The organism is Nocardioides sp. Root151, assembly GCF_001427925.1.
In the GTDB taxonomy this organism is placed as follows: Bacteria; Actinomycetota; Actinomycetes; order Propionibacteriales; family Nocardioidaceae; genus Nocardioides.
The window spans coordinates 315875-340895 of record NZ_LMGG01000005.1; the positions used below are offsets into that span (position 1 = coordinate 315875).

32 protein-coding genes are annotated in these 25021 nt (G+C 70.7%); 13 read left to right on the forward strand and 19 right to left on the reverse strand.

Annotation, left to right across the window (positions count from 1 at the left end; translation table 11 throughout):
• Positions 1-12: 12 nt before the first annotated feature.
• Complete coding sequence (locus tag ASD66_RS16570) at positions 13-294, forward strand: hypothetical protein (RefSeq protein ID WP_056683716.1); 282 nt, start codon at positions 13-15, stop codon at positions 292-294.
• Between the two features lie 18 nt (positions 295-312).
• On the opposite strand, the gene ASD66_RS16575 is transcribed toward ASD66_RS16570, so the two are convergent.
• Positions 313-1137, reverse strand: coding sequence for a dienelactone hydrolase family protein (locus ASD66_RS16575; protein ID WP_056891631.1), 825 nt, complete (start codon positions 1135-1137; stop codon positions 313-315).
• A gap of 97 nt (positions 1138-1234) precedes the next feature.
• On the opposite strand from ASD66_RS16575, the gene ASD66_RS16580 reads away from it, so the two are divergent.
• Complete coding sequence (locus tag ASD66_RS16580) at positions 1235-1852, forward strand: class I SAM-dependent methyltransferase (RefSeq protein ID WP_056891632.1); 618 nt, start codon at positions 1235-1237, stop codon at positions 1850-1852.
• Here ASD66_RS16580 and ASD66_RS16585 read toward each other — a convergent pair.
• From ASD66_RS16585 to ASD66_RS16595, 3 genes are read right to left on the reverse strand one after another with little or no spacing between them, the layout of a single operon-like run.
• The gene (locus ASD66_RS16585) at positions 1830-2549 is read right to left on the reverse strand and encodes an alpha/beta fold hydrolase (protein ID WP_056891633.1); all 720 of its coding nucleotides are present in this window, start codon (positions 2547-2549) and stop codon (positions 1830-1832) included. The genes ASD66_RS16580 and ASD66_RS16585 overlap by 23 nt on opposite strands.
• Positions 2546-3103, reverse strand: coding sequence for a DinB family protein (locus ASD66_RS16590; RefSeq protein WP_056683727.1), 558 nt, complete (start codon positions 3101-3103; stop codon positions 2546-2548). The genes ASD66_RS16585 and ASD66_RS16590 overlap by 4 nt, the downstream gene beginning before the upstream one ends.
• Positions 3104-3146: 43 nt before the next feature.
• Positions 3147-3812: a hypothetical protein gene (locus tag ASD66_RS16595; protein ID WP_056891634.1), complete on the reverse strand. Its 666-nt coding sequence runs from the start codon at positions 3810-3812 to the stop codon at positions 3147-3149.
• Positions 3813-3843: 31 nt separating this feature from the next.
• Here ASD66_RS16595 and ASD66_RS25025 point away from each other — a divergent pair, with 31 nt between their 5' ends.
• Both ASD66_RS25025 and ASD66_RS16600 read left to right on the forward strand, forming a co-directional pair.
• On the forward strand, positions 3844-4005 hold the full coding sequence (locus ASD66_RS25025; protein ID WP_200950090.1) for a hypothetical protein: 162 nt from the start codon (positions 3844-3846) through the stop codon (positions 4003-4005).
• Positions 4006-4079: 74 nt separating this feature from the next.
• Complete coding sequence (locus ASD66_RS16600; protein ID WP_056891635.1) at positions 4080-4493, forward strand: hypothetical protein; 414 nt, start codon at positions 4080-4082, stop codon at positions 4491-4493.
• Positions 4494-4503: 10 nt separating this feature from the next.
• On the opposite strand, the gene ASD66_RS16605 is transcribed toward ASD66_RS16600, so the two are convergent.
• The 6 genes from ASD66_RS16605 to ASD66_RS16630 form a co-directional block, all read right to left on the reverse strand.
• On the reverse strand, positions 4504-5046 hold the full coding sequence (locus ASD66_RS16605; RefSeq protein ID WP_200950091.1) for a DinB family protein: 543 nt from the start codon (positions 5044-5046) through the stop codon (positions 4504-4506).
• 52 nt (positions 5047-5098) lie between these two features.
• Positions 5099-5587: a GNAT family N-acetyltransferase gene (locus tag ASD66_RS16610; protein ID WP_235530141.1), complete on the reverse strand. Its 489-nt coding sequence runs from the start codon at positions 5585-5587 to the stop codon at positions 5099-5101.
• 14 nt (positions 5588-5601) lie between these two features.
• Complete coding sequence (locus ASD66_RS16615; RefSeq protein ID WP_268788531.1) at positions 5602-6054, reverse strand: GNAT family N-acetyltransferase; 453 nt, start codon at positions 6052-6054, stop codon at positions 5602-5604.
• Positions 6047-6790 (reverse strand): DinB family protein, encoded by a 744-nt coding sequence (locus tag ASD66_RS16620; protein WP_056891742.1) that lies wholly within the window; start codon positions 6788-6790, stop codon positions 6047-6049. The genes ASD66_RS16615 and ASD66_RS16620 overlap by 8 nt, the downstream gene beginning before the upstream one ends.
• A 256-nt stretch (positions 6791-7046) precedes the next feature.
• On the reverse strand, positions 7047-7709 hold the full coding sequence (locus ASD66_RS16625) for a hypothetical protein (RefSeq protein WP_056891638.1): 663 nt from the start codon (positions 7707-7709) through the stop codon (positions 7047-7049).
• A 44-nt stretch (positions 7710-7753) separates the two neighbouring features.
• Positions 7754-8335, reverse strand: a complete 582-nt coding sequence (locus tag ASD66_RS16630) for a dihydrofolate reductase family protein (protein WP_056891639.1) — start codon at positions 8333-8335, stop codon at positions 7754-7756.
• A gap of 116 nt (positions 8336-8451) precedes the next feature.
• Here ASD66_RS16630 and ASD66_RS16635 point away from each other — a divergent pair, with 116 nt between their 5' ends.
• Together ASD66_RS16635 and ASD66_RS16640 are read left to right on the forward strand one after the other, a co-directional pair.
• The gene (locus tag ASD66_RS16635) at positions 8452-8751 is read left to right on the forward strand and encodes an ArsR/SmtB family transcription factor (RefSeq protein ID WP_056683746.1); all 300 of its coding nucleotides are present in this window, start codon (positions 8452-8454) and stop codon (positions 8749-8751) included.
• Complete coding sequence (locus ASD66_RS16640) at positions 8748-9986, forward strand: SRPBCC domain-containing protein (RefSeq protein ID WP_056891640.1); 1239 nt, start codon at positions 8748-8750, stop codon at positions 9984-9986. Before ASD66_RS16635 ends, ASD66_RS16640 begins: the two co-directional genes overlap by 4 nt.
• A gap of 104 nt (positions 9987-10090) precedes the next feature.
• On the opposite strand, the gene katG is transcribed toward ASD66_RS16640, so the two are convergent.
• From katG to ASD66_RS16655, 3 genes are read right to left on the reverse strand one after another with little or no spacing between them, the layout of a single operon-like run.
• A complete protein-coding gene (gene katG / locus ASD66_RS16645; protein WP_056891641.1) occupies positions 10091-12289 on the reverse strand; it encodes a catalase/peroxidase HPI in 2199 nt (732 codons plus the stop codon).
• A gap of 49 nt (positions 12290-12338) precedes the next feature.
• Positions 12339-12755 carry a Fur family transcriptional regulator gene (locus ASD66_RS16650; protein WP_082599567.1) on the reverse strand — a complete coding sequence of 139 codons (417 nt, stop codon included), beginning with the start codon at positions 12753-12755 and terminating at the stop codon, positions 12339-12341.
• Between the two features lie 55 nt (positions 12756-12810).
• Positions 12811-15171 carry an ATP-binding cassette domain-containing protein gene (locus tag ASD66_RS16655; RefSeq protein ID WP_056891642.1) on the reverse strand — a complete coding sequence of 787 codons (2361 nt, stop codon included), beginning with the start codon at positions 15169-15171 and terminating at the stop codon, positions 12811-12813.
• A gap of 142 nt (positions 15172-15313) precedes the next feature.
• On the opposite strand from ASD66_RS16655, the gene ASD66_RS16660 reads away from it, so the two are divergent.
• The 6 genes from ASD66_RS16660 to ASD66_RS16685 all read left to right on the forward strand — a co-directional run bounded on the left by ASD66_RS16660 (position 15314) and on the right by ASD66_RS16685 (position 20249).
• On the forward strand, positions 15314-15691 hold the full coding sequence (locus ASD66_RS16660) for an ArsR/SmtB family transcription factor (protein WP_056891643.1): 378 nt from the start codon (positions 15314-15316) through the stop codon (positions 15689-15691).
• A gap of 41 nt (positions 15692-15732) precedes the next feature.
• A complete protein-coding gene (locus ASD66_RS16665) occupies positions 15733-16230 on the forward strand; it encodes an SRPBCC family protein (RefSeq protein ID WP_200950092.1) in 498 nt (165 codons plus the stop codon).
• A 176-nt stretch (positions 16231-16406) separates the two neighbouring features.
• On the forward strand, positions 16407-17030 hold the full coding sequence (locus ASD66_RS16670) for a maleylpyruvate isomerase family mycothiol-dependent enzyme (RefSeq protein ID WP_056891744.1): 624 nt from the start codon (positions 16407-16409) through the stop codon (positions 17028-17030).
• Between the two features lie 83 nt (positions 17031-17113).
• Complete coding sequence (locus tag ASD66_RS16675; protein WP_056683764.1) at positions 17114-17725, forward strand: dihydrofolate reductase family protein; 612 nt, start codon at positions 17114-17116, stop codon at positions 17723-17725.
• A gap of 137 nt (positions 17726-17862) precedes the next feature.
• Complete coding sequence (locus tag ASD66_RS16680) at positions 17863-19362, forward strand: APC family permease (RefSeq protein WP_056891644.1); 1500 nt, start codon at positions 17863-17865, stop codon at positions 19360-19362.
• On the forward strand, positions 19359-20249 hold the full coding sequence (locus ASD66_RS16685) for a universal stress protein (RefSeq protein WP_056891645.1): 891 nt from the start codon (positions 19359-19361) through the stop codon (positions 20247-20249). The genes ASD66_RS16680 and ASD66_RS16685 overlap by 4 nt, the downstream gene beginning before the upstream one ends.
• 6 nt (positions 20250-20255) lie before the next feature.
• On the opposite strand, the gene ASD66_RS16690 is transcribed toward ASD66_RS16685, so the two are convergent.
• The 4 genes from ASD66_RS16690 to ASD66_RS24520 form a co-directional block, all read right to left on the reverse strand.
• Complete coding sequence (locus ASD66_RS16690; protein ID WP_056891646.1) at positions 20256-21158, reverse strand: anti-sigma factor; 903 nt, start codon at positions 21156-21158, stop codon at positions 20256-20258.
• Complete coding sequence (locus ASD66_RS16695; RefSeq protein ID WP_056891647.1) at positions 21145-21702, reverse strand: SigE family RNA polymerase sigma factor; 558 nt, start codon at positions 21700-21702, stop codon at positions 21145-21147. The genes ASD66_RS16690 and ASD66_RS16695 overlap by 14 nt, the downstream gene beginning before the upstream one ends.
• Before the next feature lie 61 nt (positions 21703-21763).
• Positions 21764-22489, reverse strand: coding sequence for a ParB N-terminal domain-containing protein (locus ASD66_RS16700; protein ID WP_056891648.1), 726 nt, complete (start codon positions 22487-22489; stop codon positions 21764-21766).
• 14 nt (positions 22490-22503) lie between these two features.
• Complete coding sequence (locus ASD66_RS24520) at positions 22504-22656, reverse strand: hypothetical protein (RefSeq protein ID WP_156388754.1); 153 nt, start codon at positions 22654-22656, stop codon at positions 22504-22506.
• Positions 22657-22737: 81 nt separating this feature from the next.
• Between ASD66_RS24520 and ASD66_RS16705 the strand changes: the two genes are divergently transcribed.
• The gene (locus ASD66_RS16705; RefSeq protein ID WP_056683782.1) at positions 22738-23343 is read left to right on the forward strand and encodes a TetR/AcrR family transcriptional regulator; all 606 of its coding nucleotides are present in this window, start codon (positions 22738-22740) and stop codon (positions 23341-23343) included.
• Here the strand turns inward: ASD66_RS16705 and ASD66_RS16710 are convergent.
• A complete protein-coding gene (locus ASD66_RS16710; protein ID WP_056891649.1) occupies positions 23328-24140 on the reverse strand; it encodes a putative hydro-lyase in 813 nt (270 codons plus the stop codon). The two genes, ASD66_RS16705 and ASD66_RS16710, sit on opposite strands and share 16 nt — an antisense overlap.
• A complete protein-coding gene (locus tag ASD66_RS16715) occupies positions 24130-25020 on the reverse strand; it encodes a biotin-dependent carboxyltransferase family protein (protein WP_057295518.1) in 891 nt (296 codons plus the stop codon). Before ASD66_RS16715 ends, ASD66_RS16710 begins: the two co-directional genes overlap by 11 nt.
• Position 25021 lies beyond the last annotated feature (1 nt).

Consider the following 25021-nt stretch of genomic DNA (forward strand, 5'->3'; position numbering starts at 1 on the left):
CGTGAGCCAACGATGAGCAAGATGGATGACCTGCGCAAGATGCGCGAAGCCCGCTATGAAGCGGCCGCCGCCCGCGCCAAGCAGTCCGCGGCCGGCAAGGCGGCCGCGCGCCCCGCTGTGGCGCCGAACGCCGCGCCCGAACGCGCCGCGGTCAAGAAGGTCGAGAGCCCGGCCGACGAACCCGTGGCGACCGAAGCCCCCCAGGAAGAGGCCCTCTGCGGGCACCGCAACATGAGCGGTCGCACCTGCACCCGCGAGCAGGGCCACTCGGCCAAGAGCCACCGCTACTCCTGACGCAACCGGGTCGGCGCGTCAGGCTCCGGGCAGCAGCCTGGTCCGGAACAGCTTGAGGACGTCGTCGAGTGCGGCGCGCGTGCGGGTGCCCGGCTCGTCGATGAGGTGCTCGGTCAACACCGAGTGCGGCGGCAGCAGCCCCTCGGGGTTGGCGTCCTCGTCGTCGAGCTCGACCGCGACGAACGCGTCACCCAGCTGCGCGCGCAACCAGTCGAAGCGCTCGTCGGAGACCAGCTTGTCGCCGCGGAAGCGCAGGCCCATCACCGTGAGGTCGCCAGCCACGCAACGCTGCCTGACCACGGCCAGGTCGTCGGCCGAGATGTCGGTGCCACGCTTGCGGCCCGGGATCACGGTCAGCGGAAGGGACGGTTGCGACAGCACGGGAGCGAGCATGCGTTCGTCGGTCGCCATCGCCAGCGCGAAGCCGCCGGTCAGGCACATCCCGACCGCGCCGACACCCGGGCCTCCACAGCGCTCGTGCTCGTGGGCGGCCAGCGCACGCAGCCAGGTCACCACCGGCGAGGTCCGGCCCGTCGCGAAGAGGCTGAACTCGCGGCTGACGCAGACCCGGCCGAAGGCACGGGCGCCGGTCGCCACGGTGCCGGCCCAGCCGTGCGCCGGCGGGTTCGGGTCGCGGCCCGGCACTCCGAACAGGTGCGGCAGGACGACGGTGAAGCCCTCCTCGCGCACCGTGCGGGCGAACTCGACCACCTTCGGGGTGATGCCGGGGATCTCGGCGATCACGATCACCGCCGGTCCGCTGCCCGAGCGATAGACCCGGTGCTCGGTGCCTCCGTGGCCGAAGGTCTCCTTGTCGAAGTCGGCCAAAGCGTCGTCGCTCATCTGCGCCCCATTCGGTCGGCTGAAGTGTCGGCTGCCGCTGCCTGCCATGTCTGCGCCCGCACTCTAACCGGCTCGGGCCACGTGGGACCGTTGCACCATGAGCGGTCACCACCACGATCACGAGACGCCCGACTGGGACGTGCACTACGCAGGCGCCGCCCCGGTGTGGAGCGGCAATCCGAACGAGGCGCTGGTGCGTGAGGCCTCCGACCTCCCCGCCGGTACGGCGCTCGACGTCGGCTGCGGCGAGGGCGCCGACGCCATCTGGCTGGCCTCCCGGGGCTGGCAGGTGACCGCGCTCGACGTCTCGGGCACGGCCCTCGACCGCGCCCGCGCCGCAGCGGAGTCGGACGGGGCGCAGGTGGCCTGGCTGCACACCGGGCTGGCCGATGCTCCCACCGCGTCCTACGACCTGGTCATCTCGTTCTACCCGGCGCTCGAGCGTGCGGACGGCGCCAACGTCGACCGGTTGCTCTCACTGGTGACTCCCGGCGGCACCCTGCTCGTCGTACACCACGCCGACGTGGACCGGGAGCGGGCGCTGGAGCACGGCTTCGACCCCGAGGCGTACGTCGGCCACGAGCACCTCGTGGACGCCGTCACCGACGCCGGCTGGGTCGTCGAGCAGCAGGGCCGGCGCGCGCGTACGGCGCCGGAAGGGCCCGGCGCGCACCATCACACCGACCTCGTGCTCAGGGCCCGGCGACCGGGCTGACCCGTTCGGCGGCGGCGTCGAGGATCACCCGCGCGAGCGCTTCGGGCTGGGTGAGCTGCGGCCAGTGCCCGCCGGGCAGGTCGACGTAGTCCACCTCGGCGGCGCCCGACAGCTCGGGCAGGTCGCCCGAGTCGACCCAGGCGCGCAGGTCGGCGGCGGTGTACTCGGGGCAGACCGCGGTGACCGGCACCGCGAGGCGGCGCTCGTCGACGAGGTGCACCGGGTCCTTCAGGACCCGGGCCGGTGCGGGGATCGCGTCGGCGTAGAAGCGCGCCAGGGCCGCTCCGTCGAAGTCGACGATGTTGGCGTCCTCGCCCACCTCGGCCCAGTCGGGCATCAGCACCTCGCCGTCCACCGCGGGCAGGCTGCCCAGCAGCGCCTCGCCCTCGGCACTGGGGAACCCGCCAACGTGCACCACTCGCGCCACCCGGTCGGGTCGGGCGTCGATCGCGCAGTGACCGATGCCGCAGCCGGCCGAGTGGCAGACCAGCAGCACCGGCTCGTCGGCGGCGTCGAGGGCGGCGACCACGGCGGCCACGTGGTCGGCCAACGTGATGCCCGAGCGGTCGGCGTCCTTGCTCTCCATGCCGGGCAGCGTCAGTGCCTGCACGGAGTGGCCGGCGGCCTCGAGGTGCGGGGTCACGGCGTCCCACGTGTGGGCGTTGAGCCAGAGCCCGGGAACCAGGACGATCTTCATGACGCTCTCCATCCGTTGGGCGGGTCTTCGCCGACCACGCCGTCGACCGCCTCGCGCAGCAGGTCGGCATGGCCGGTGTGGCGGCCGTACTCCTCGATCAGGTCGCACAGCATGCGGCGCAGGTTGGCGTGTTGCCCGTCGGAGTCGGCTGCCGCGACGGGTTGGTCGAGCCCGCCCCGGGCCAGCACCTTCGCAACGCGTTCGCGGGAGCGTTCGACGGCTCCCTCCCACAACGCGTAGAGCTCCTGCGGGCTGTCGGCGGCGGCCGAGTCGAACTCCCAGTCGTTCATGCCGTCCCAGTCGGAGCTCTCCCACGGCTCCCCGATGGCGTCGCCGGTCATCTTGACGGTGAAGTAGTAGTCCTCGACCGCGGCGAGGTGCTTGAGCAGCCCGCCGAGCGACATCGAGGACGACGGGATCCGGTGGTCGAGCCCGGCGGCGTCGAGGCCGTCCGCCTTCCAGCGGAACGTGGCACGCAACCGGTCGAGCGCACCGATCACGGCCTCGGCTTCGGTGCCCGCGAGGGGCGGTTCCCAGGGTCGGTCGTCTGTCATGTCGGCCAACCTAGGGCTGGTTCCGGACGGTCGGGTTCCGCAATCAGCGCCAGCGGGTGCGGCTGCTCGGCGCCGGGCCCTTCGGCTCGTCGCCCACCTGCAGCTCCCCGCCGTACGACCAACCCTCGCGCAGCGGCAGGTAGGCGCCGCTCCAGAACGTTCCAGGGTCGTACCAGATCGCCTTGCGGTCGTCCTCGAGCACGCCCATCTCCTGGAGAGTCAGGGCCACGGTCTCGGCACAGAAGGCCGCCTCGGGGCGCACGCGCTGGCCGCGCTTCCTGCGTGGTTGGTAGCCGTCACGGCCACGCAGCCACCGCTTCGCGAGCATCGCCGTGCTCGGGAACGAGACGCCGTCGAGCCGGGCGATCGTGCGCAGCACCGAGTCCTCCTCGGCGCGGCCGACCTCGGGGCTGAGCTGGCGCAACCACGAGGCCTGGCCGTAGACGTCGCGCCAGCGGCGGACCGCGTCACCGAGGTCGTGCAGCTGTACGCCGCGGTGGTGGCCGCCGCTCCAGTGGTCGAGGAGGTGCTTGCTCAGCTCGGCGTGCCACATCAGCGGTGGCAGGTCGTCGATCACCACCGCCATGCCGACGTGGTTGACCGGCGCGTTGGTCAACGTGCGGATCGCGCGGTCGGCCGCCGTACGACCGCGGAAGAGCCACAGGTCGCCGGTGCGGGTCAGCTTGACTGCCTCGTCGATGTCGAGCACGGGGCCAGTCTGCCCGGTTAGGGTTCAGGACATGGCGAAGCGTTGGTGGAAGTGGCTCGGACTCGCAGGTGTCGCCGGCGTCGCGGCGACCGGTGCCGCGATCGCGCGGCACGAGCGCGTGCGCCGCGCCTACACGCCCGAGCAGGTGCGCTCGCGGCTCCATGAGCGGTACGCCGAGGCGCGCGACGCCTGAGCCCTGGGCCGGGTCGGCACGTGCCTGTGGATGACGCGAGCGGCGACCCGTCGATCTGTTGCAGCCTTGTCGGCATGACCTTCACAGACCTGCCAGCGTCCTGGGGCGACCACCCCCTCACTCCGGACCTGCTCCCCGACGTCGTCGACCTGTTCGTCTCCGAGCACGACCGCGTGTGCGGCTGCCTGGTGCTGCTCCTGCTCGACGCCGACCATCGACTGCTGCAGCCGATCGTGGTCGGTGACGTGCCGTTGCACACCGGGCCGACCGGCGGCGAGGAGTTCTTCGAGCATCTGGCCCAGATGGTGAAGGACGACGACGGCCACGTCGTGGTCGCACGCGGCCGACGGGGTGGCGAAGACCTCACGGTCGACGACGAAGACTGGCGCGCGGCCTGCTCCCGCGCGTTCGGCGAGCGCCTGGTGGCCATGTTCGTCGCCGCGCCCGGCGTCGTACGCCGCATGCCACCGGCCGCACGCGCCGCCTGACGCAACCCTGCTACTGCCCGGTGCGACCGTCGATGCACTCGCGCAACAGATCAGCGTGGCCGGCATGGCGCGCGTACTCCTCGACCATGTGCACGAGCACGTCGCGGATGCTGACCTTGTCGTCCTTGCCCAGTGGCACCTCGCGCCCGAGGTCGGCCTCGGCGACGGCCTCCACCCAGGCCTCGGCCTTTGCGATCTCGGCCTTCCAGGTGGCGAACGCGTCATCAACGACGGCCTGGTCGGCCACGGCACCGTTGAAGTCCAGGTCACGGTCGTCCTCACTCCGGTAGAGGCGCGGGTCGTCGCGGTGTCCCTCGAGCACGCGGTGGAACCAGTTGTTCTCGACACTCGCCATGTGCCGCACCAGGCCGAGCAGGCTCATCGTGCTGGGCGGCACGGAGCGGGCCGCGAGCTGCTCCGGGGTGAGGCCCTGGCACTTGAGCTCGAGGGTGAGGCGGTAGTTGGCGAGGTATTCCTGCAGGGTCGCCTTCTCGCCGACCGGGTTGCCGTAGGTGCGGGGGTCCTCGGCGGGGTCGGTCCACATGTCGCTCATGGTCAGGAGCCTGCCCCCATGCGGGTTCTGCGTGCAAGGACATTTCGCCCGCTCACAGTTGCTGCTTGAACCCCACGTGGGTCGCCGCGAAGCCGAGGCGCTCGTAGAAGGTGTGCGCCTCGGGCCGCGCGCTGTCCGAGGTGAGCTGCGCGAGCGCTGCTCCACGACGTCGACCTTCGTCGAGAGCCCAGCGGATCATCGCCGACCCGAGTCCGCTCCCCCGTTGGGATTCGGCCACCCGCACGGCCTCGATCTGCAGGCGGGTGGCGCCTTGTCGGGACAGGCCGGGAATGAACGAGAGCTGCATGGTGGCGACGACCTGCTCGCCGGCGCGGCCGACGACGAGAAGCTGCGCCCGGTCCCGGTCGATGGCCGCGAACGCGTCGGCGTACGCCGCGCCAAGGCCCGCGTCGGCGGAGTCGCCGCGACTCCGGGCGATGGCGTCGTCGGCGATCAGGGCGACGAGCGCGTCGAGGTCGGCGGCAGTAGCCCGGGCCAGTTCGACCGGCCCGTTCGGAAGATCGAGGAGGGCGAGGGTCACACGCCCATCCTGCATCACGGTAGCGCGGCGGCGTACACCCGGAACCGCTGGTCGCCGAACTCCTGCTCCAGCACCAACCCGCACTTCTCGGCGACCCGTTGCGAGGCCCGGTTGTCGGGATGCACGATCGCGATCAACCGCTCGATGCCACGTCGGCGCGCCAGTTCGCGGCAGGCCCGGGCACCCTCGCTGGCCAGTCCGCGACCCTGCATCGCGGGCACGACGTGGTAGCCGATCTCGAGGTCTTCGATGATCCAGAGCCCGAAGCCGTCGCGCGCATAGTTGGCCAGATTCCATTCGACCCACGCCTGCGCCTCGGCCCGGGTCTTCGGGCGTGGGTAGTGGGCCATCACCTCGGGGTCGCCGAGCAGGTCGCTCATCGCGTCGAGGTCGTCGATGGTCATCTCGCGGAACCGGAGCCGTTCGGACGACGGCCGCTCGGACGACGACGGCTCCCGCTCAACCACGCGACTGGAGGACGTCGAGGTCGCGCTCGGCGTACAACCGGTGCTGCCACTCCTCGTTGAGCACGATCCGCAGCGGTTCGGCGAACGGGAACGCACGCGCGGGCGGCCAGCCCGGCCCGTCCACGGGCGTGGTCTCGGCGGCCAGCTGTTCGTCGGTCAGCTCGTCGAGCACCCGGCGCACCGTCGCCTGGCGTTCGGCCCGCACCGCGAGCACCTCGTCGAGCGAGGGCCGGACGTTGAGGTCCCACGGCACCTCGGGATGCGGCGTCGCGCCATCCCACGGCAGGTCGAGCGGGTGGAACGGCCTCGGGTCGCCGAGCAGCACCCGGTTGACCCAGCAGTCGGTGGCATAGACGAGGTGGCGCAGGGTCTGGATGAACGACCACTCGCCGTCGACCGACTCGTGCAGCAGGTCGGGATCCAGGCCGCGCGCGCGGTCGACGGTGCCCGCCCACATCCGTTGGACGACGTCCCAGCCGTCGCGGAACCCGGCGGCATCGGTCGGCCGCATCTTGACCCGGTTGGGATGACGGCGGTCGAGCTCGGCCTCGACCAGCGGGACGACGTCGACGCCGTTGATGCGCAGATCCGAGATCTCCCCGTCGATGTCCACGTCCACCAGCTCGACGCCGCGCATGACGGTGCCGGTGAGATCGACGTCGCGCAGCCTCGACCGGCTCAGGTCGACGTTGTGGAAGGTGGCACCACTGAGGTCCTGGTTCTCGAAGCTGGTCATGTCGCCCACGCTAGAACCCAAGCAGGACGAATCGCGTCCGGTACCGCTCCTCGTGGTCGTACTCCCTCCGGGCTGGAAGAAGCAGGACCTCCACTGCGCCTGCTGGGCCGATTGGCTCGCTCTGCGATGGGTAGAAGGGGCCAATCGACTCAGCAGACCGAGTGGTCACCGGACTGCCCGTCCCGGTCACCGACGAGGTGACGGGCGTGCAGGGCGGCGGATGGACGCCGGAGCACAGCTCGGCTGACGCCCCGACTCAGCCACCCTGTCCATCGGGCTCGGTCGCGGCGCGCTCGGCAAGGCGGCAGGCGGCGTGCGCCACCAGGTCAGCCTCTTCAGGGTCGACCGCGGCCTGCTCCGGCACCGCCCCGCCGAGCAGTCCCGCCGGTTGGGTCAGCCAGGCCCACGCGTTCCACGGATCCATTCCCGCAGCGAGGAGTGGCCCGATGACGGGAGCCAGCTCGGCACGCAGTGCGCCGTCCGTGTCGAGCTGGAAGGCCGGGACCAGCGTCTGGCCCTCGTCGGCGATGACGAGGAGCGCGTGGTCGGCGGCGGCCTTGTGCACGGCGAAGCGGGTGGCGTTCACCGTCGTCCCGCGCAGGGTCGCCAACGTCTCGTAGGTGTGGGTGGGGCTGGCGACCAGCTCCGCCCGGACGCGGGCCTTGCGGGCCAGCATCACCAGCGCGACGGGTACGGCGTGGGCCGGGTCGGTGCCGTCGTTGTGGAGCAGGGCGTCGAGCCCCTCGAGCTGCTCGGAGGTCATCGGCTCACCCGTGGCCGGGTCGGTCCAGGTCGCCGTACCGTCGGCGTCGCGGGTGAAAGTGGGCAGCCCCGCCTCTGCCAGCTGATCGGCCAGGCCGAGGCCCTCGAGCCAGGCAGCCAGCCGCTCGCCGACCTCGCCGGCATCGTTCGCAGTCATGGCACCAGCCTGCCGCACGCGTCGTACGGCGGCTCAGGCAGGCGTCAGCGGAGGACCCGGTAGCGCACGTGCATGACCCGGTGCTCGGGGTCGAGGTCGGGCGTGGTCAGCGTGCGCATCAGCTCGAGCTCGATGTGCTCGGCGGGGAGGTGGTCGAAGAGCCGGCGGCCCTGGCCGAGGAGCACTGGTACGACGTGCAGCTCGAGCTCGTCGACGTGTCCGGCGCGCAGCAGGGCCTGGGCCGCCCCCGCGCCGTGCACCATCACGTCTCCGTCGCCGGCCGCCTCGCGAGCCAGCGCTGCGCACTCGTCGACGTCGGTCACGTAGCGGACGCTGCCCGGCGGTGGCTCGTCCGGCACGTCGTGGGTGAGCACGAGGACCGGGACCCCGTCGTGGTGGTCGCCCTGCCACCGGTTGGCCAGCTCATAGGTGCGTCGCCCGGCGATGAGGGCGCGGGTGGCCAGGGCCTCGGCGTACACCTGCCCGCTCGGGCCCGGGGCCTCGCGATGGTCGAGCCAGTTGAACAGCCGGAAGCCACCGGCGCCCAGCGGCGATTCCGCACTGTCGTCGGGGCCGGCGACGAAACCGTCCACCGACACGGTCATGTAGAGCCTGATCGTGCTCATGGGTCACCTGGGCTTTCGTGGGTTCGGGCGTCCTGGTCGTGCTGACCCGGCCGCGAGCCCGGAATCATCGCGGCAGACCCCATTGCCACTGCATCACTATGTGCTTATCATTGGTTATGGCTTATGAAGCGCTGGACTGCATCGGCGATCCCACACGCAGGGAGATCCTGACCCTGCTGCGCGGCGGCGAGCGATCGGTGCGCGAGCTGACCGACGAGCTCCCCGTCTCGCAGCCCGCGGTGTCCCAACACCTCAAGGTGCTGCGCGGCGCCGGGCTGGTGAGCTCGCGCACCGAAGGGACCCGCAACCTCTACCGCGTCGACCTCGACGGACTCGCCGGGGTGCGCGCCTGGGTCGACCAGTTCTGGGACGACGCACTCGACTCGTTCGTCCGCTACACCGAGGAGAAGTCATGACCACTCCCGTGCTCCGTGCCGCCGACGTGGCCCACGGGCCCGAACGCACTTTCGCGATGTTCACCGACCACATCGGGGCCTGGTGGCCGCTCGCCACGCATGGGCTGTTCGGCACGCAGGGCACCGTCGGCTTCGAGGACGGTCGCCTCGTCGAGCGATCGCTGCGCGGCGACGAGTGCGTCTGGGCCGAGGCGACCACCTGGGAGCCACCGCACCGACTCGTCCTGCAGTGGCACCCGGGCCGCGGCACCGACGAGGCCAGTGAGGTCGAGGTGCGGTTCATCGCCACGGAAACCGGCACCCGCGTCGAGATCGAGCACCGCAGCTGGGAGCGGTTCGGGGTCGACGCCGCCCAGCGCCGGTCGTCGTACGCCGGGCCGAGCGCGTGGGGCTTCGTGCTCGACCACTTCGCCCATCTGGCCGAGCCGTCGCCCGGCGCGCGGGAAGGCCTCGCCGACCTCGCCACGGCCTACGACGCGTTCTTCGCCGAGGCGGAGGCCGGCGGCTTCTTCGCGCCGAGCGACGGAGGGTGGGACGCCGCACAGACCATCGCCCACGTGGCGCTCAACGACATCGCGATGGCGGCGGTCGCCCGCGACCTGATCAACCGCGGTGAGCCGGCGTTCGAGAACCAGACCTGCCAGGACCACGCCGTGCTCGACGCCCTGGTCGCGCGGTGCGGCACCTTCGAGGAGCTGGTGGCGTTTGCCCGCGCGCAGTCGCGCAACGCCCTGGACCTCTCCGGCCGCTTGAACGAAGAGCAGCTCGCCGCACCGGTGCCGTGTCACCTCACCCACGACGGAGACGTCGTGCTCGACCGGCCGATGCCGTGGGGCCAGATCGCCATCGTCACCCAGGCCGCACGCCACCTGCCCGCCCACGTCGAGCAACTGACCAAGCTGCGGTTCTTCGGCTCGTGGTCCGACGAGCCGGACGACGAGTGGTTGCCGGAGTCGGCGGTCGGCCAGTCGTGCGCGATCTGCCAGGGCCAGGACGTCGCCTGGCTGCATCCGCTCGCGGCCGACAAGGTCGGGTTCCGGGCCTTCGGACAGGGCTACACGCTCCCGACCTTCTGGACGTTGTGCCGTCAGTGCGAAGACCTGTACGACGACCGCGACGACGAGGCGCTCCTCGCACTCATGCAGCAGCCAGATGACGCCGACGACGAGCTGAGTCGGTCGTCTCTCGCCGCATTCCGAGCCGCAGATCTCGGAGCCCGTCCATTCCAGGCCTGAGTCGACGACCCACCCTGGCACTTGTGCGGTGGTGTGGTCGCTCCACACGTGTCACGACACGTGTGGAGCGACCGTAACCCCGCGTTACTGCGAGTGGTGAGGGATCAGTTCTTGACGTCGAACCGGTCGGCGTCCATGACCTTCGCCCAGGCAGCGACGAAGTCGTGCACGAACTTCTCGTTCACGTCGTCACTGGCGTAGACCTCGGCGACGGCGCGCAGCTCGGAGTTGGAGCTGAACACCAGGTCGGCGCGGGTGCCGGTCCAGGACTGGCCCTCCGCACCGGTGCCGACGTACGTGCCCTGACCGTCACCCGGGCGCCACGTGGTGCCCAGGTCGAGCAGGTTGACGAAGAAGTCGTTGGTCAGCACGCCGACGCGGTCGGTGAGCACACCGGCCGTGGAGCCGCCGCTGTTGGCGCCCAGGACGCGTAGTCCACCGACCAGCACGGTCAGCTCGGGAACACCCAGGTTGAGCAGGTTGGCCTTGTCGACGAGGTGGTTCTCGGCCGGCAGCTTGAGGTCGGCCGCGGCGTAGTTGCGGAACCCGTCGGCGCGCGGCTCGAGGTAGGCGAACGACTCGACGTCGGTCTGCTCCTGCGTCGCGTCGCCGCGGCCACCGGTGAACGGCACCTCGACCTTGGCGCCCGCAGCCGCGGCCGCCTGCTCGACGCCGACGTTGCCCGCGAGCACGACGGTGTCGGCGAAGGACACGCCCGTCTCACCGGCGATGGCCTCGAGCTTCTCGAGCACCGGCGCCAGCTCGGCCGGGTCGTTGGCGGCCCAGCTGCGCTGCGGCTCGAGCCGCAGGCGACCGCCGTTGGCACCACCGCGCTTGTCGGACTGGCGGTACGACGAGGCTGCCGCCCATGCCGTCTTGACCAGCTGCGAGACGCTGAGGCCGGCGTCGGCGATCTGCTGCTTCGCGGCGGCGACCGCGTCGGCCGACGGCGCTGCAGCCTCGGGGATCGGGTCCTGCCAGAGCAGCTCCTCGCTGGGCACCTCGGGGCCGAGGTAGCGCGAGACGGGGCCCATGTCGCGGTGGGTCAGCTTGTACCAGGCGCGGGCGAACGCGTCGGCGAACGCCGCCTGGTCGTCCTTGAACCTGCGGCTGATCGCGTCGTACGCCGGGTCGGTGCGCAGGGCGATGTCGGAGGTGAGCATGCGCGGCTCACGCTTTCCGTCACCGAACGCCTCGGGCACCAGGTCGGAGCCCGCGCCGCCCTTGGGCTTCCACTGGTGCGCGCCGGCCGGGGACTTGGTGAGCTCCCAGTCGTAGGCGTAGAGGATGTGGAAGAACTCGTTGTCCCAGCGGGTCGGGTGGTAGGTCCAGGTGACCTCGAGGCCGCTGGTGATCGCGTCGGGACCGGAGCCGGTGCCGTAGCTGTTCTTCCAGCCGAGGCCGTTCTGCTCGATCGGCGCACCCTCGGGCTCGGGGCCGACGTTGGGCTCCGGGTCAGCGGCACCGTGGGTCTTGCCGAAGGTGTGGCCACCGGCGATCAGGGCGACGGTCTCCTCGTCGTTCATCGCCATCCGCGCGAAGGTCTCGCGGATGTCGATCGCCGAGGCGAGCGGGTCGGGGTGGCCGTTGGGACCCTCGGGGTTGACGTAGATGAGGCCCATCTGCACGGCGGCGAGCGGGTTCTCGAGGTCGCGCTCACCGGAGTGGCGCTCGTCGCCGAGCCACTCGGTCTCGGGGCCCCAGTAGACGTCGTCGTCGGGCTCCCAGGCGTCGACGCGACCGCCGGCGAAGCCGAAGGTCTCGAAGCCCATCGACTCCAGCGAGACGTTGCCGGCCAGGACCATCAGGTCGGCCCACGACAGGGCGTTGCCGTACTTCTTCTTCACGGGCCACAACAGGCGGCGGGCCTTGTCGAGGTTGCCGTTGTCGGGCCACGAGTTGATCGGGGCGAAGCGCTGCTGGCCGGTGCCCGCGCCACCGCGGCCGTCCTGGACCCGGTAGGTGCCGGCGCTGTGCCAGGCCATGCGGATCATCAGCGGACCGTAGTGGCCGAAGTCGGCGGGCCACCAGTCCTGCGAGGTGGTCAGCACTGACTCGACGTCGCCCTTGACCGCGGCCAGGTCGAGGCCCTCGAACGCCGCTGCGTAGTCGAAGTCGCCGCCGAGCGGGTTGGCCACCGCCGGGTTCTTGGCGAGGATCTTGAGGTTGAGGCGCTCGGGCCACCAGCCCTGGTTGGCACTGCCCTGCGTCGGGTGCGCCCCGCCGTCGTGCAGCACCGGGCAGCCGCCACTGGCGCCGCTCTCGTTCATCTCTTTCATCTCGGTGCCGGCGTCGTTCGTCATGGGCATCCCTTCGTCGTTTCTGGGTCGGTTGCTGGATGTTCTGGAAAGCTCAGGCGGTGGAGCAGTCGGGGCAGGTGCCCCAGTAGACGACCTCGGCCTCGTCGATCTCGAAGCCGTGGTGCTCGGAAGCAGTGAGGCAGGGGGCGTCGCCGACGCTGCAGTCGACGTCTGCCACCGCACCGCAGGTTCGGCACACCACGTGGTGGTGGTTGTCGCCGACGCGCAGCTCGTAGCGCGCCACCGAGCCGGCGGGCTGGATGCGGCGCAGCATGCCGGCATCGGTCAGCGCGTTCAGGCAGTCGTAGACCGCCTGGTGGCTGACCGCAGGCAGCTCGACGCGCACCGCGGCGAGCACCCCGTTGGTGTCTGCGTGCGGGCGCGAGCCGATGGCGTCGAGCACGGCCAGGCGCGGCTTGGTGACACGGAGCCCGGAGCTCCGCAGCGCCTGGTCGTGGGTGTGCGTCACAGGGCCAACACTTCCGCGTTTTCTTGAATGAGTCAAGTAAGGACGGGCATCGATTTCACGACTTGTCGACGTACGCCGCCAGGTGCTCGCCGGTCAGGGTCCTCGCATCGGCGACGAGCTCGGCCGGCGTACCTTCGAAGACCACGGAGCCGCCGTCGTGACCCGCCCCCGGACCCAGGTCGATGATCCAGTCCGCGTGCGCCATCACGGCCTGATGGTGCTCGATCACGATCACCGACTTGCCGGAGTCGACGAGCCTGTCGAGCAGCCGCAGCAGGTTCTCGACGTCGGCCAGGTGCAGGCCGGTCGTGGGCTCGTCGAGGATGTAGACGCCGCCCTTCTCGCCCATGCGCATGGCCAGCTTGATCCGCTGGCGCTCGCCCCCGGAGAGGGTGTTCAGCGGCTGGCCGAGCTTGAGGTAGCCGAGCCCGACGTCCTCCAGTCGGCCCAGGATCGCGGCCGCGGCCGGAGTCTTCGCATCACCGTCGGCGAAGAACGCGTGGGCCTCGGTGACCGGGAGGTCGAGCACCTCGGCGATGTTGAGGCCGCCGAAGGTCAGCTCGAGCACGGACGCCTGGAAGCGCTTGCCCTGGCACTCCTCGCACAGGGTCGCGACGGTCTCCATGAAGCTGAGCTCGGTGTAGATCATGCCGTTGCCGTTGCAGCTCTCGCAGGCACCCTCGGAGTTGGCGCTGAACAGCGCCGGCTTCACGCCGTTGGCCTTGGCGAACGCCTTGCGGATCGGCTCGAGCAGCCCGGTGTACGTCGCGGGGTTGCTGCGCCGCGACCCCTTGATCGCACCCTGGTCGATCACCACCACGCCGTCACGCCCGGCGATCGACCCGTGGATCAGCGAGCTCTTTCCGGAGCCGGCGACACCCGTGACGACGGTCAGCACTCCGGTGGGTACGTCGACGTCGACGTCGCGGAGGTTGTGGGTCGAGGCGCCCCGGATCTCGAGCGCACCGGTCGGCTGGCGCACCTCGTCCTTCAGGGCCGCGCGATAGCTGAGGTGCCGGCCGGTGAGCGTGTCCGACGTGCGCAGCCCGTCGAGGTCGCCCTCGAAGCAGATCGTGCCGCCGCCCGTGCCGGCGCCGGGCCCGAGGTCGACGACGTGGTCGGCGATCTCGATGGTCTCCGGCTTGTGCTCGACCACGAGCACGGTGTTGCCCTTGTCGCGCAGCTCGAGGAGCAGCTTGTTCATCCTCGCGATGTCGTGCGGGTGGAGGCCGATGCTGGGCTCGTCGAAGACGTAGGTGACGTCGGTGAGCGCCGAGCCGAGGTGCCGGATCATCTTGGTGCGCTGGGCCTCTCCGCCCGACAGGGTGCCAGCGGGACGGTCGAGCGAGAGGTAGCCGAGGCCGATCTCGACGAACGAGTCGAAGAGGTGGAGCAGGTTGGCCAGGAGCGGGGCAACGGACTTGTCATTGATGCCGCGGGCCCATTCGGCAGCGTCGGTGATCTGCATGGAGCAGACCTCGGCAATGCCCTTGCCGTTCACCTTCGACGAGCGGGCGGCCTCGTTGAGCCGGGTGCCGTCGCAGGCGGAGCACGGTGCGAAGACCGCGGCCCTCTCGACGAACGCCTTGATGTGGGGCTGCAGCGAGTCGACGTCCTTGCTGAACATCGACTTGCGGATCTTGGGGATCAGGCCCTCGTAGGTGACGTTGATCTTGTCGACCTTGACCTTGCGCGGCTCGGCGTACAGGAAGTCCTGGAGCTGCTCGTCGGTGAACTTCGAGATCGGCACGTCGGCCGGCACCGCGACCTTGAACGCGGCGACCATCCAGCCGTCGGCGGTGTAGCCCGGCACCAGGATCGCGCCGTCGACCAGCGACTTCGACCCGTCGTAGATCTCGGCGAGGTCGAGGTCGGAGACGGTGCCGCGGCCCTCGCACTCGGCACACATGCCGCCGAGGTAGACGGCGTTCTTGACGACCTTCTTCTCGACCTTGCCGCCGGCCTTCTCGGTGCTCATCACGCCGCCGGCCCTGCGGGTCGGCACGTTGAACGCGAAGGCGGTCGGCGGCCCGATGAACGGGTCACCGATGCGGCTGAACAGCACGCGCAGCATGGCGTTGGCGTCGGTCGCCGTACCGACCGTCGAGCGGGCGTTGGCACCCATGCGCTCCTGGTCGACCAGGATCGCGGTGGTCACGCCCTCGATGTTGTCGACCTCGGGGCGGGCCAGGTTGGGCATGAACCCCTGCACGAAGGTGCTGTAGGTCTCGTTGATCATGCGCTGCGACTCGGCCGCGATCGTGGCGAAGACAAGGGAGCTCTTCCCCGAGCCCGAGACCCCGGTGAAGACGGTCAACCTGCGCTTGGGCAGCTCGATGCTGACGTCCTTGAGGTTGTTCTCCCGAGCCCCGTGGACCCGGATCAGGTCGTGGGTGTCGGCGACGTGCTGGGTCATCGTTCTCCATCTCTCGGGCGGTGCAGTCCAACCAGCCCCAATCCAAGCAGGACACCGGGAACCGCGCTTCTCGATTCGTGATCACCGGGAACTTCGGACAACCCCTTGACCACGTACAACCACCTGGTTGTATGTTTCTTCCATGACGACACGGGACCGGGACGCCGACGAGGACAGGGCAGACGCCATGTTCCATGCGTTGGCCGACCGGACCCGCCGCGACATCCTGCGGCGGGTGCTGGCCGGAGAACACTCGGTCACCGCCCTCGCGTCGTCGTACGACATGAGCTTCGCGGCCGTGCAGAAGCACGTCGCCGTCCTCGAACGAGCCGGCCTGATCAGCAAGCGACGCAATGGTCGCGAGCAGCTGGCGAGCGGCGAGGTCGAGGCGATCCGTTCGGTGGGCTCCATGCTCACCGAGCTGGAAGGCGTCTGGCGCGGCCGCATCGCCCGGATCGACGAACTGCTCAAGACACCCACCACCCCACCCAGTTCTCCACCCGCCACCCCACCCCAGTAATCCCCCGCCACCCCACCCCCGCCACCCAAAGAATCGAAGGAATGAGAACCATGCCCGTCACCGACGTCAGCCACGACCTGGACAACCTGACCCTCACCATCCACGCCGAGTTCGCCGCCCCGGTGGAGCGGGTGTGGAACGTGTACGCCGACCCGCGCCAGCTCGAGCAGGTCTTCGGCCCGCCGTCCTACCCGGCCACCTTCGTCGACCACGAGCTGCGCCCCGGCGCCCGTACGACGTACTTCCTGACCTCGCCGGAGGGCGAGAAGCACGCCGGATTCTGGGAGATCACCGAGGTCGACGAGCCCCACAGCTTCAGCTTCGTCGACGGTTTCGCCGACGAGGACTTCAACGTGATCGAGGGCATGCCGGTCTCGACGAACGTCTACGCCCTCGCGCCGACCGAGGCCGGCACCAAGGCCACCTACGTCGCGACCTACGCGTCGGCCGAGGCGCTGCAGCAGGTGCTCGACATGGGTGTCGTCGAAGGAGCCAGCTCGGCGATCAACCAGATCGACGACCTGCTCGCCAAGGGCTGACTCACCAAGGGCTGATCGACCCGAGCTCCCGCTCTGTTCCTGAGCGCACGATTCCTGTCCGGTTCTCTCCGAAACGCGACAGGAATCGTGCATTCACGAGGTTCTGCGCAGCTCGGCCGATGATTTCTGCCGGCACCCGTGGTCTGATCGCCAAAGGTTCCGGAGGAGGAGTGATCGTGGGAGACGTCTGGCCGATCGTGCACACGGAGCGGGCCGCGCTGGTCGCGGACCTCGAGGGCCTCACTGATGCCCAGTGGGAGCAGTCGTCGCTGTGCACGGGCTGGAGCGTGCACGACGTCGCCGCCCACCTCGTCGACGTCGCGCGCACCACCCGGTTGGGGTTCCTGGCCACCATGGCCCGCGCCCGCTTCGACTTCGACCGGCAGAACGCCGACGGCGTACGACGGCACAGGGGCGCCACTCCGCAGCAGACCCTGTCGGCCCTCCGCGAGGTGATCGGTCGTACGTCGACCCCGCCCGCGCCGCTCGACAGCCGGATCGTCGAGGAGATCGTGCACGGCGAGGACATCCGCCGCCCTCTGGGCATCACCCGCGCCTACCCGGTCGCCGCAGTGGCCCGCGCGCTGGTGCACCAGGTCGGCACGAAGGGCGCGTTCGGTGGAGCCAGGGAAGCGGTGTCCGGCGTACGCCTCCTGGCAACCGACGCCGACGTGTCGATCGGCGACGGTCCCGAGGTCACCGGTCCCGCCCTCTCGTTGCTGATGGCCACCTCGCGCAGGGCCGGCGCGCTCGACGATCTCACCGGCCCCGGCCTCGGCACACTCGCCAGGGCACTCTGAACACCCAGCGCTCGACCCAACCACCCAACGCTCGACCCCACCACCCCCGTTGATCTACCCACCACCCACCCAAGGAGCAACACATGGGCCTCGTCCACGCAGACCTCGGCATCACCCTCGACGGCTACTCGTCCGGACCCAACCAGCGACTCGAGCAGCCGTTCGGCGACTTCCCCGTCGACAAGCTGCACGCCTGGATGTTCGAGCACGGCGACGAGAACGCGGCCGAGGTCGCCGCGATCGTCGACGCCGGCGCCTTCGTCATGGGACGCAACATGTTCACCGCCGGCAGGGGTGAGCACGACCCCGAGTGGAAGGGCTGGTGGGGCGAGGACCCGCCCTACCACGGGCCGGTCTTCGTGGTCAGCCATCACGCGCGGGAGTCGATCCCCATGGAGGGCGGCACCACGTTCCACTTCGTCACCGACGGCGTCGAGTCGGCGATGGCGCAGGCCAAGGCACAGGCGGGCGACCGCAACGTGTCGGTCACCGGCGGCGCCCAGACGGTCAACCAGTGCCTGGCCCTCGGCCTGATCGACGAGCTGCGACTGCACGTGGTGCCGTTCACCGCCGGCGACCCCGTCGCCGAGGGCTCGCGAGTCTTCGCCGGCGTGCCACCGATCGCCCTCGAGATCGCGTCGGTGCGACACACCCGGCACGTCACGCACCTGACCTACCGACGCCCGGGCCTCTGACCCTGGAGGACCCTGGAGACGCCCCCGGCTGAGCTCCCGGCTGAGCTCCCGGTCGAACTTCCGGCCGAGCTCCGGGGCGACGCGGCGAGGCCGCCCGAACGTGGCGCAAGTTGCTTGGTATGTCCTACCGTCGAGTGATGAGACTCTCGGACCTCACTCGCACCAAGCACGTCGACGACGTCATCCACCAGAACGAGGCAGACCCCGAGGACGAGCACGCAGGCCACCTCAAGCAGGACCTCACGGCCCGTGACCTGATCGGGTTCGGCATCGGCATCGTGATCGGGACCGGCATCTTCACCCTCACCGGCCTGCAGGCCAAGGAGAACGCCGGCCCGGCGGTGGTGATCAGCTTCCTGATCGCCGGCTTCGTCAGCCTGCTGGCCGCCCTCTGCTACGCCGAGCTGGCCGCGGCGGTGCCGACCGCGGGCAGCTCCTACACCTACGCCTACACGACGATCGGCGAGATCTTCGCCTGGATCATCGCGTGGGACCTCATCCTCGAGTTCGCCCTCGGTGCGGCGGTGGTGGCCCGCGGTTGGTCCGGCTACGTCGCCGGGGTCTTCGACCTCCCGCAGAAGTGGTTCGGCGAGGAGGGCTCGGTCATCAACGTCGGCGCGATCGCGATCACCCTCGTGCTCGGGTACGTCGCGATCCGCGGCATCCGCGAGTCCAAGTGGGTGACCAACGGGCTGGTCGCGATCAAGGTCATCGTCTGCCTCTTCGTGATCGCGGCGGGCTTCTTCTACGTCAAGACCGACAACCTGACCCCGTTCATCCCGAAGTCCCGGCCCGGCGACAGCGACTCCGGCTCCCTGACCGCCCCGCTGTGGCAGTTCATCACCGGCATCGAGCCCTCGACGTACGGCGTCGCCGGCGTGTTCGTCGCCGCGGCCGTGGTCTTCTTCGCCTACAGCGGCTTCGAGGCGGTGGCCAACCTCGGCGAGGAGACCAAGAAGCCCGAGCGCGACATGCCGATGGGCCTGCTCGGCACCCTCGGCATCTGCACCCTGCTGTACGTCGGCGTGTGCCTGGTGCTGACCGGCATGGTCAGCTACAAGAACCTGTCCGAGGGTGACGCCGTCGCCGACGTGTTCGACCAGGTCGGCCTGGCCTGGGCCGGGATTCTCGTCGGCATCGCGGCCGTCGCCGGCCTCAGCTCGGTGATCCTGGTGGACCTCGTCGCGATGGGCCGGATCGGGTTCGCGATCGCCCGCGACGGCCTGCTGCCACCCGTGTTCAGCCGGGTGCACCCGACGTGGGGCACCCCGGTGCTGATGACGTCGCTGACGGTGGGCGCGGTGGCCCTTCTCGGCGGCCTGATCCCGATCTCGGTCCTGGCCGAGATGGTCAGCATCGGCACCCTGTTCGCGTTCGTCGTGGTCTCGGTCGCGGTCGCCGTACTGCGCCGCACCCAGCCGGAGATGAGGCGCCCCTTCCGCACGCCGCTGGTGCCGCTCGTGCCGATCGCGTCCGTGGTGTGCTGCGTCGGGCTGATGGCCAGCCTCGCGGTCGAGACCTGGTTGCGCTTCCTGGTCTGGCTGCTCCTCGGCTTCGTGGTCTACGCGTTCTACGGCTTCCGGCACTCCCGGGTCGGCAAACGAGCCAAGGCCGAGGCCGAGGAGGCGACCGCGTGAGCATCGTCGTCGGCTTCGGTCCCGATGTCCGCAGCACGGCGGGCCTCCGCCTGGCCGGGCAGCTCGCCCGTTCCACCGGCCTGCCGCTCGTGCTGTGCTGCGTGGTGCACGACGCCTTCGACACACCCGGTCTGCGCGACGCCCACCACGTCGACGCGGAGTGGCGCGCGCACCTGCAGAGCTCGGCGAAGGAGGCGATCGCCGCGGCCCGCGAGGTGCTGCCCGCGGAGGTCACCGCCGAGACCGTCGTGCGCACCGGTCGCTCGGTGCCGCAGGTGCTGCGTGACGAGGGCGCCCGCCGCCACGCCGAGCTCCTGGTCGCCGGGTCGGCGACAGTCAGTGGAGTCGGCCGGATCTCGCTGGGCAGCACGACCGACCGCCTCGTGCACAGCTCGGCGGTGCCGGTCGCGCTGGCGCCCCGCGGCTACCAGGACGACGGCGACGTACGCCGGGTGGTGCTCGCGGTCGAGCCGACCCGCGGCGACGTGGCCCTCGCGGACCAGGTCGCCGCCTTCGCCGGACACCTGGGCGTCGAGGTGGAGATCGTGACGTTCCTGGTGCGTCAGCGCTCGGCCAACGCCGCGTTCGTGTCGAGCGGTGTGGTCCGCGCATGGAGGGAGGAGGTCGCCCAGGCGCACCGTGAGATCGCCGACCGACTGCGGGCGCGCGACGTGACAGTGGCCGGAACCCGCATTGCCGAGGCCGAGAGCTGGTCCGACACGGTCCGCGTGCCGGAGTGGCAGCAGGGTGACCTGCTCGTCATCGGCTCCAGCCAGCACGGGCCGATGGCGAGCGTGTTCCTGGGCTCCACCGCCGCGCGCATCCTGCGCCACTCACCGGTGCCCGTGATCGTGCTTCCCCGCCTGCGCGGCCGGGCCGACCAGTAGGCCGGGTCAGCGGGGCCAGACCGGGTCGACGTCCACCGTCGCCGATCGGGGGTCGCGCGGCCGCTGGGCGAAGTAGATCGTCCCCGCCTCGGCGGCGTCGAGGAACAGCGGGTCCTTGACGACCGCTGCCATCTCGTCGGCGGTGAACGCGATCTGTGCGTTCTCGTCGGGGTGACCGAACATCCCCCACTCGAGGAAGAAGTTGTCGCCGAGCACGATCACCGCTGCCCCATGACCCACGGGAGCATCCGGGTCGGACTCGTCGTTCGACGAGTAGTTGCCGAGCGCGGAGAATTCGCGGTCGGCCAGGTAGACCAGCTTGCCCCCACCGGTCGTGCCGTCCGCACAGTCGACGATCTCCCACGTGAAGTTGGCCTCGGCGGCGACTTCACGGAGGCCGTCGCAGCCGCCGTACCCGGGTTGCTGGGAGCGCGCGCCTTCGTAGCCCTGGATCCCGATGCCCGAGTCGAAGCGAGGATTGTCGCCGCGCGTGCGGAGAACGGTGATCCCGTCACGCCGGTGCACCTGGTCGACGCCGTCGAAGCGCTTCGGCAGCAGGGCGTCGAAGGTGGCATCGAGGACGTCGTTCCACTCCTTCTCGGTGACCTTGCCGTCGGCGCGGGCATCGGCGATGACCGCCGTCGCGGTGTCACGCAGGTCGGGGGCGGTGGCCGGATCGACGGCCACGCTCTGGTCCCGGTCATCGGAACCAGGTGCCGGGTCGTTCGTGCCGACCACATGGCCACCGACCGCGAGGGCCGCCACACTCAGCACGGCCACGCCGGTGCTCACCCGACGTCGGCGCAGCCGCCGTTCGCCCGCCGACCGGGCCCGGGCCACGACGTCGGTCGGGGCGAGGGTGTCGAGCTCGTGCGCGATCCGCTCGCGCAGGTTTTCAGGTGACGTCATCGGAGGTCCTCTCTCTCACACGGGTCGGCACGTCCGGCGCGGCTGCCCCGGCGTGCTCCTCGAAGCCCTCACCCAGGAGGTCCCGCAGCCGGGCGAGCCCGCGGCTCGCGGTCGACTTCACGTTCCCGGTGCTGGTGCCCAGCAGCTCGGCGGTGCGCTCCACACTGAGGTCCTCCCAGTAGCGCAGCACCACCACCGCCCGCATCCGGTCCGGCAGCGCGGCCAGCGCGTCGAGCACGGTCAGCGAGCGCGACGGGTCCCTGTCGGGAACCGCGCCGTCACCGAGTCGGTGCAGCTCCCGCTCGCGGTCACCGCGCTTCTTGGTGCGCAGGAACTCACGCAACAGGGTGCGATAGGCGTACGGCGCGGGGTCCTTGATGCGCGGCCAGGCGACGTACAACGCGGTGAGCGTGCTCTGCACCAGGTCCTCGGCGCCGGCTCGGTCACCGGCGAGCAGGTAGGCCTGCCGGAAGAGTCGCTGTTGCGACTCCTGCGCAAAGGCGGTGTAGCCCTCGCGGGCGGCACTCCTCGTGCTCCCGAACATCGGTCTCCTCGTGGGTCGGTCTTCATCATGGTTCGAGACGCGACCCCGGCAAAGGGTTGCTTCAGGACCACCGATTCGTGGCGAGAAGCTCGTCGAGGTCTTCGGGCCAGTCCAGCGTCCCGAGTCGATCCCGCGCCGCGAGCGCGGTGACGTAGACCTGCACGTCGCGCAAGTCAGGCGTGACTCGAGGGCGCAGCCGGTCGAGGACCGGGACCACCTCGTCGCGCCACCACGCTGCCGCGAGGTCGGAGACCGTGACCGCCCCGCACCTGCTGCCGCGTGTGCGATGCGCCCACGCCTCGGCCGAGTCCGCCAGCCGGGCCCAGTCGGCGGGGGCGTCGAGCCACAGGTCACGGCGTACGTCGTCGGGCAGCGGCACGCGCTCCAGGAACCTGCGTTCGGCCGCCTTGCTGGGCAGGTGTGACCTGCGCAGGCAGCACATCGCGTAGGCGACCGTGCAGACTCGGGTGACCCTCGCCGGCAGGCTGTCCCAGCCCAGGGTCTTGGCCGCCGAGACGCGGTGGTGCCCGTCGCGCACGAAGTAGAGCTCGCCCAGCTGGACCAGGTCGACCGGCCCCAGGGGCTCACCGGCACGAAGCATCGCGGCCAGCCCGTCCCGCCGGCCGCGCAACGCCGGGTTGGTGAGACCGAAGTCCTCGTCGAAGTCCTGGGCGCGTGCCGCACTGCCGACCACCGCGGCGAGCGGGACGATGCCCTCGTGTCGCCCCATCGTCCCGGCATCGCCCAAGGCGTCCAGGGCGTCGTACAGCGGGATCAGGGTCGTCATCCGCCTGCGCCACCTCAGCTGTCCCATCGCGCTCCCCGTCCGGGCCGGTGGTGCCTGGCCGCGGAGTCGGCGGGCACCCGACGACCGTGCCGGATGGCATGACCGGCGTCCACGCCGGCCGCGAACTCGCGCACCCACCTGTTGAGCAGTCGCATCCTCGGTCCCATCACTCCTCCTTGGTACACTGATCTGTGAAGTTGCTTTCCACCCTAAGTACACAGACCTGTGAATGCAAGGAGATTCGGAGAATGCCCGCCACCCCCACGGTCGACCTCGACTCACTGACGCCGGGTGCCCGGAGAATCCTCGACACCGCCTCGACCCTCTTCTACGAGCAGGGCATCCACGCCGTCGGCGTGGACACCATCGCCGCCGAGTCCGGGGTCACGAAGCGGACTCTCTACGACCGGTTCGGCTCCAAGGACGCCCTGGTGGCGGCCTACCTACAGTCACGGGACCGTCGCTGGCGCTCGATGATCGCCACCCGCCTCGACGAGGGCGGCGCTGACCCCGTCTCCCGCGTCCTGGTGCCGTTCGACGTGCTCCCGCTCTGGCTGGACGAGTGCGCTCGCGGGTGCAGCTTCATCAACGCCTTCGGAGAGCTGCACGACGCCGACCACCCCGGCCGCGACGTGATCGTGGAGGAGAAGACCTGGCTGCTCGACCACTTCCGGACGACCCTCACCCACGCAGGGATCGCGGAACCCGAACCACTCGCCGTCCAGCTGCTGAGCCTGCACGAGGGTGCGATCGTCGCCTACTCCATCGCCGGTGCCGCCGGCGCCGCGGAAGCCGCGCACGCCGCGGCCCGGAGCCTGGTCGAGCTGGCGCTCGTGGGTCAGGGCACGAGGTAGGCACTGTCGCGGGCGTCGGTGATCGCCATGTGGCCGGGCGCGTGCCCGATCGCGAAGGGCGGTCGCGACGCCATGACGGCCGCCTGCGGGGTGACGCCGCAGGCCCAGAAGACCGGCACCTCCCCGGCGCGGATCTCCACCGGGTCGCCGAAGTCGGGCGCGTCGAGGTCGGTGATGCCGAGAGCGGCCGGATCGCCCACGTGGACCGGCGCCCCGTGCACGGAGGGATAGCGCGACGTCACCCGCACCGCGGTCGCCACCTGAGCGGCCGGGACCGGCCGCATCGAGACCACCATCGGCCCCGACAGGCTGCCGGCCGGGCGGCAGTCGACCGAGGTTCGGTACATCGGCACGTTGCGGCCCTGCTCGATGTGCCGCACCGGTACGCCGGCCTCACCGAGGGCCGCCTCGAACGTGAACGAGCAGCCGATCAGGAACGCGACCAGGTCGTCGCGCCAGAACTCGGTGGCGTCCTCGACCTCGGCAACCGGCTCGCCGTGCTCGTAGACGACGTACGCCGGCAGGTCGGTGCGCAGGTCGCCGGCGAAGAGCGGGCTGCTGGACGCACCCACCTCGGTCACGTCGAGCACCGGGCAGGGCTTCGGGTTGCGCTGCGCGAAGAGCAGGAAGTCGTAGGCCAGGTCGCGCGGCAACGCGATCAGGTTGGCCTGGGTCCAGCCGGTGCTCCAGCCGGAGGTCGGCACCCGGAGCCCGCCGCGGAACAGGGCGCGCGCCGCCTCCGGGGAGAGGGACGCCGGCTGTTCGGGAAGGACCGGGGCGGGCAGATCAGAGGTCATCGAAGTCTCCTCCAGGGACGGTCGTGCGGGTGAACCTGACGCGCTGCCCGGGGCGGGCCTGCGCAGCGAGCGGCAGGTCGGCGGCGACCACCACGGCGATCACCGGGTAGCCGCCGGTGACCGGGTGGTCGGCGAGGAAGAGGGTGGGCTGGCCCGACGGCGGCACCTGGAGGGCGCCGCGCACCATGCCCTCGCTGGAGAGCTCGCCGTCGACAGCACGCTCGAGCGGTTCCCCGGACAGGCGCATGCCGATCCGGTTGCTCTCGGCGGTGACCTCGTAGGAGCCGCCGACCAGGGCGGCGAGGGCCTCGTCGGTGAACCAGTCGGCCCGCGGGCCGGGCACGACGCGGAGCACGACCTCGTCGTCGGACGGCGGGCAGACCGGCGCGAGGTCGACGTCCGGCAGCTCGCCGGTCGGGGTGCCGACGGGCAACGTGACACCCTCGGCCAGCGGGTCCGGACCGACCCCGGCGAGCGCGTCGGTCGAGCGTGAGCCCAGCACCGGTGGCACGTCGAAGCCGCCGCGCACCGCGAGGTAGCTGCGCAGCCCGCTGGTCGGTACGCCGAGGCGCAGCGTGGCGCCGTCGGGCATCCAGATCACGGAGTTCGCGGCCACCTGGCGACCGTCGAGCGTCATCGGGCACGGTGCCCCGGTCAACGCGACGTAGGTGCCGCCGCCGCGGGCCGCCACTTCGAGCCCGCCGAACGTGACCTCGATGGCCGCGGCCTCCGCGGGGTTGCCGAGAAGCCGGTTCGCCAACCCGAAGGCGTGCGTGTCGGCGGCTCCGGACTGCCCGACGCCGAGGGCGGCCAGGCCGGGGCGGCCGAGATCCTGAAGGGTGGCCAACGGACCCGGCGTGATGACTTCGAGGGTGCACATG

Coding starts and splice junctions, on each gene's coding strand:
- ASD66_RS16570 (WP_056683716.1), top strand. CDS start 13: ATGAGCAAGATGGATGACCTGCGCAAGATGCGCGAAGCCCGCTATGAA.
- ASD66_RS16575 (WP_056891631.1), bottom strand. CDS start 1,137: ATGAGCGACGACGCTTTGGCCGACTTCGACAAGGAGACCTTCGGCCAC.
- ASD66_RS16580 (WP_056891632.1), top strand. CDS start 1,235: ATGAGCGGTCACCACCACGATCACGAGACGCCCGACTGGGACGTGCAC.
- ASD66_RS16585 (WP_056891633.1), bottom strand. CDS start 2,549: ATGAAGATCGTCCTGGTTCCCGGGCTCTGGCTCAACGCCCACACGTGG.
- ASD66_RS16590 (WP_056683727.1), bottom strand. CDS start 3,103: ATGACAGACGACCGACCCTGGGAACCGCCCCTCGCGGGCACCGAAGCC.
- ASD66_RS25025 (WP_200950090.1), top strand. CDS start 3,844: ATGGCGAAGCGTTGGTGGAAGTGGCTCGGACTCGCAGGTGTCGCCGGC.
- ASD66_RS16600 (WP_056891635.1), top strand. CDS start 4,080: ATGACCTTCACAGACCTGCCAGCGTCCTGGGGCGACCACCCCCTCACT.
- ASD66_RS16605 (WP_200950091.1), bottom strand. CDS start 5,046: ATGAGCGACATGTGGACCGACCCCGCCGAGGACCCCCGCACCTACGGC.
- ASD66_RS16620 (WP_056891742.1), bottom strand. CDS start 6,790: ATGACCAGCTTCGAGAACCAGGACCTCAGTGGTGCCACCTTCCACAAC.
- ASD66_RS16625 (WP_056891638.1), bottom strand. CDS start 7,709: ATGACTGCGAACGATGCCGGCGAGGTCGGCGAGCGGCTGGCTGCCTGG.
- ASD66_RS16630 (WP_056891639.1), bottom strand. CDS start 8,335: ATGAGCACGATCAGGCTCTACATGACCGTGTCGGTGGACGGTTTCGTC.
- ASD66_RS16635 (WP_056683746.1), top strand. CDS start 8,452: ATGGCTTATGAAGCGCTGGACTGCATCGGCGATCCCACACGCAGGGAG.
- ASD66_RS16640 (WP_056891640.1), top strand. CDS start 8,748: ATGACCACTCCCGTGCTCCGTGCCGCCGACGTGGCCCACGGGCCCGAA.
- katG (WP_056891641.1), bottom strand. CDS start 12,289: ATGACGAACGACGCCGGCACCGAGATGAAAGAGATGAACGAGAGCGGC.
- ASD66_RS16655 (WP_056891642.1), bottom strand. CDS start 15,171: ATGACCCAGCACGTCGCCGACACCCACGACCTGATCCGGGTCCACGGG.
- ASD66_RS16660 (WP_056891643.1), top strand. CDS start 15,314: ATGACGACACGGGACCGGGACGCCGACGAGGACAGGGCAGACGCCATG.
- ASD66_RS16665 (WP_200950092.1), top strand. CDS start 15,733: ATGAGAACCATGCCCGTCACCGACGTCAGCCACGACCTGGACAACCTG.
- ASD66_RS16675 (WP_056683764.1), top strand. CDS start 17,114: ATGGGCCTCGTCCACGCAGACCTCGGCATCACCCTCGACGGCTACTCG.
- ASD66_RS16680 (WP_056891644.1), top strand. CDS start 17,863: ATGAGACTCTCGGACCTCACTCGCACCAAGCACGTCGACGACGTCATC.
- ASD66_RS16690 (WP_056891646.1), bottom strand. CDS start 21,158: ATGACGTCACCTGAAAACCTGCGCGAGCGGATCGCGCACGAGCTCGAC.
- ASD66_RS16695 (WP_056891647.1), bottom strand. CDS start 21,702: ATGTTCGGGAGCACGAGGAGTGCCGCCCGCGAGGGCTACACCGCCTTT.
- ASD66_RS16700 (WP_056891648.1), bottom strand. CDS start 22,489: ATGACGACCCTGATCCCGCTGTACGACGCCCTGGACGCCTTGGGCGAT.
- ASD66_RS24520 (WP_156388754.1), bottom strand. CDS start 22,656: ATGGGACCGAGGATGCGACTGCTCAACAGGTGGGTGCGCGAGTTCGCG.
- ASD66_RS16705 (WP_056683782.1), top strand. CDS start 22,738: ATGCCCGCCACCCCCACGGTCGACCTCGACTCACTGACGCCGGGTGCC.
- ASD66_RS16710 (WP_056891649.1), bottom strand. CDS start 24,140: ATGACCTCTGATCTGCCCGCCCCGGTCCTTCCCGAACAGCCGGCGTCC.
- ASD66_RS16715 (WP_057295518.1), bottom strand. CDS start 25,020: ATGTGCACCCTCGAAGTCATCACGCCGGGTCCGTTGGCCACCCTTCAG.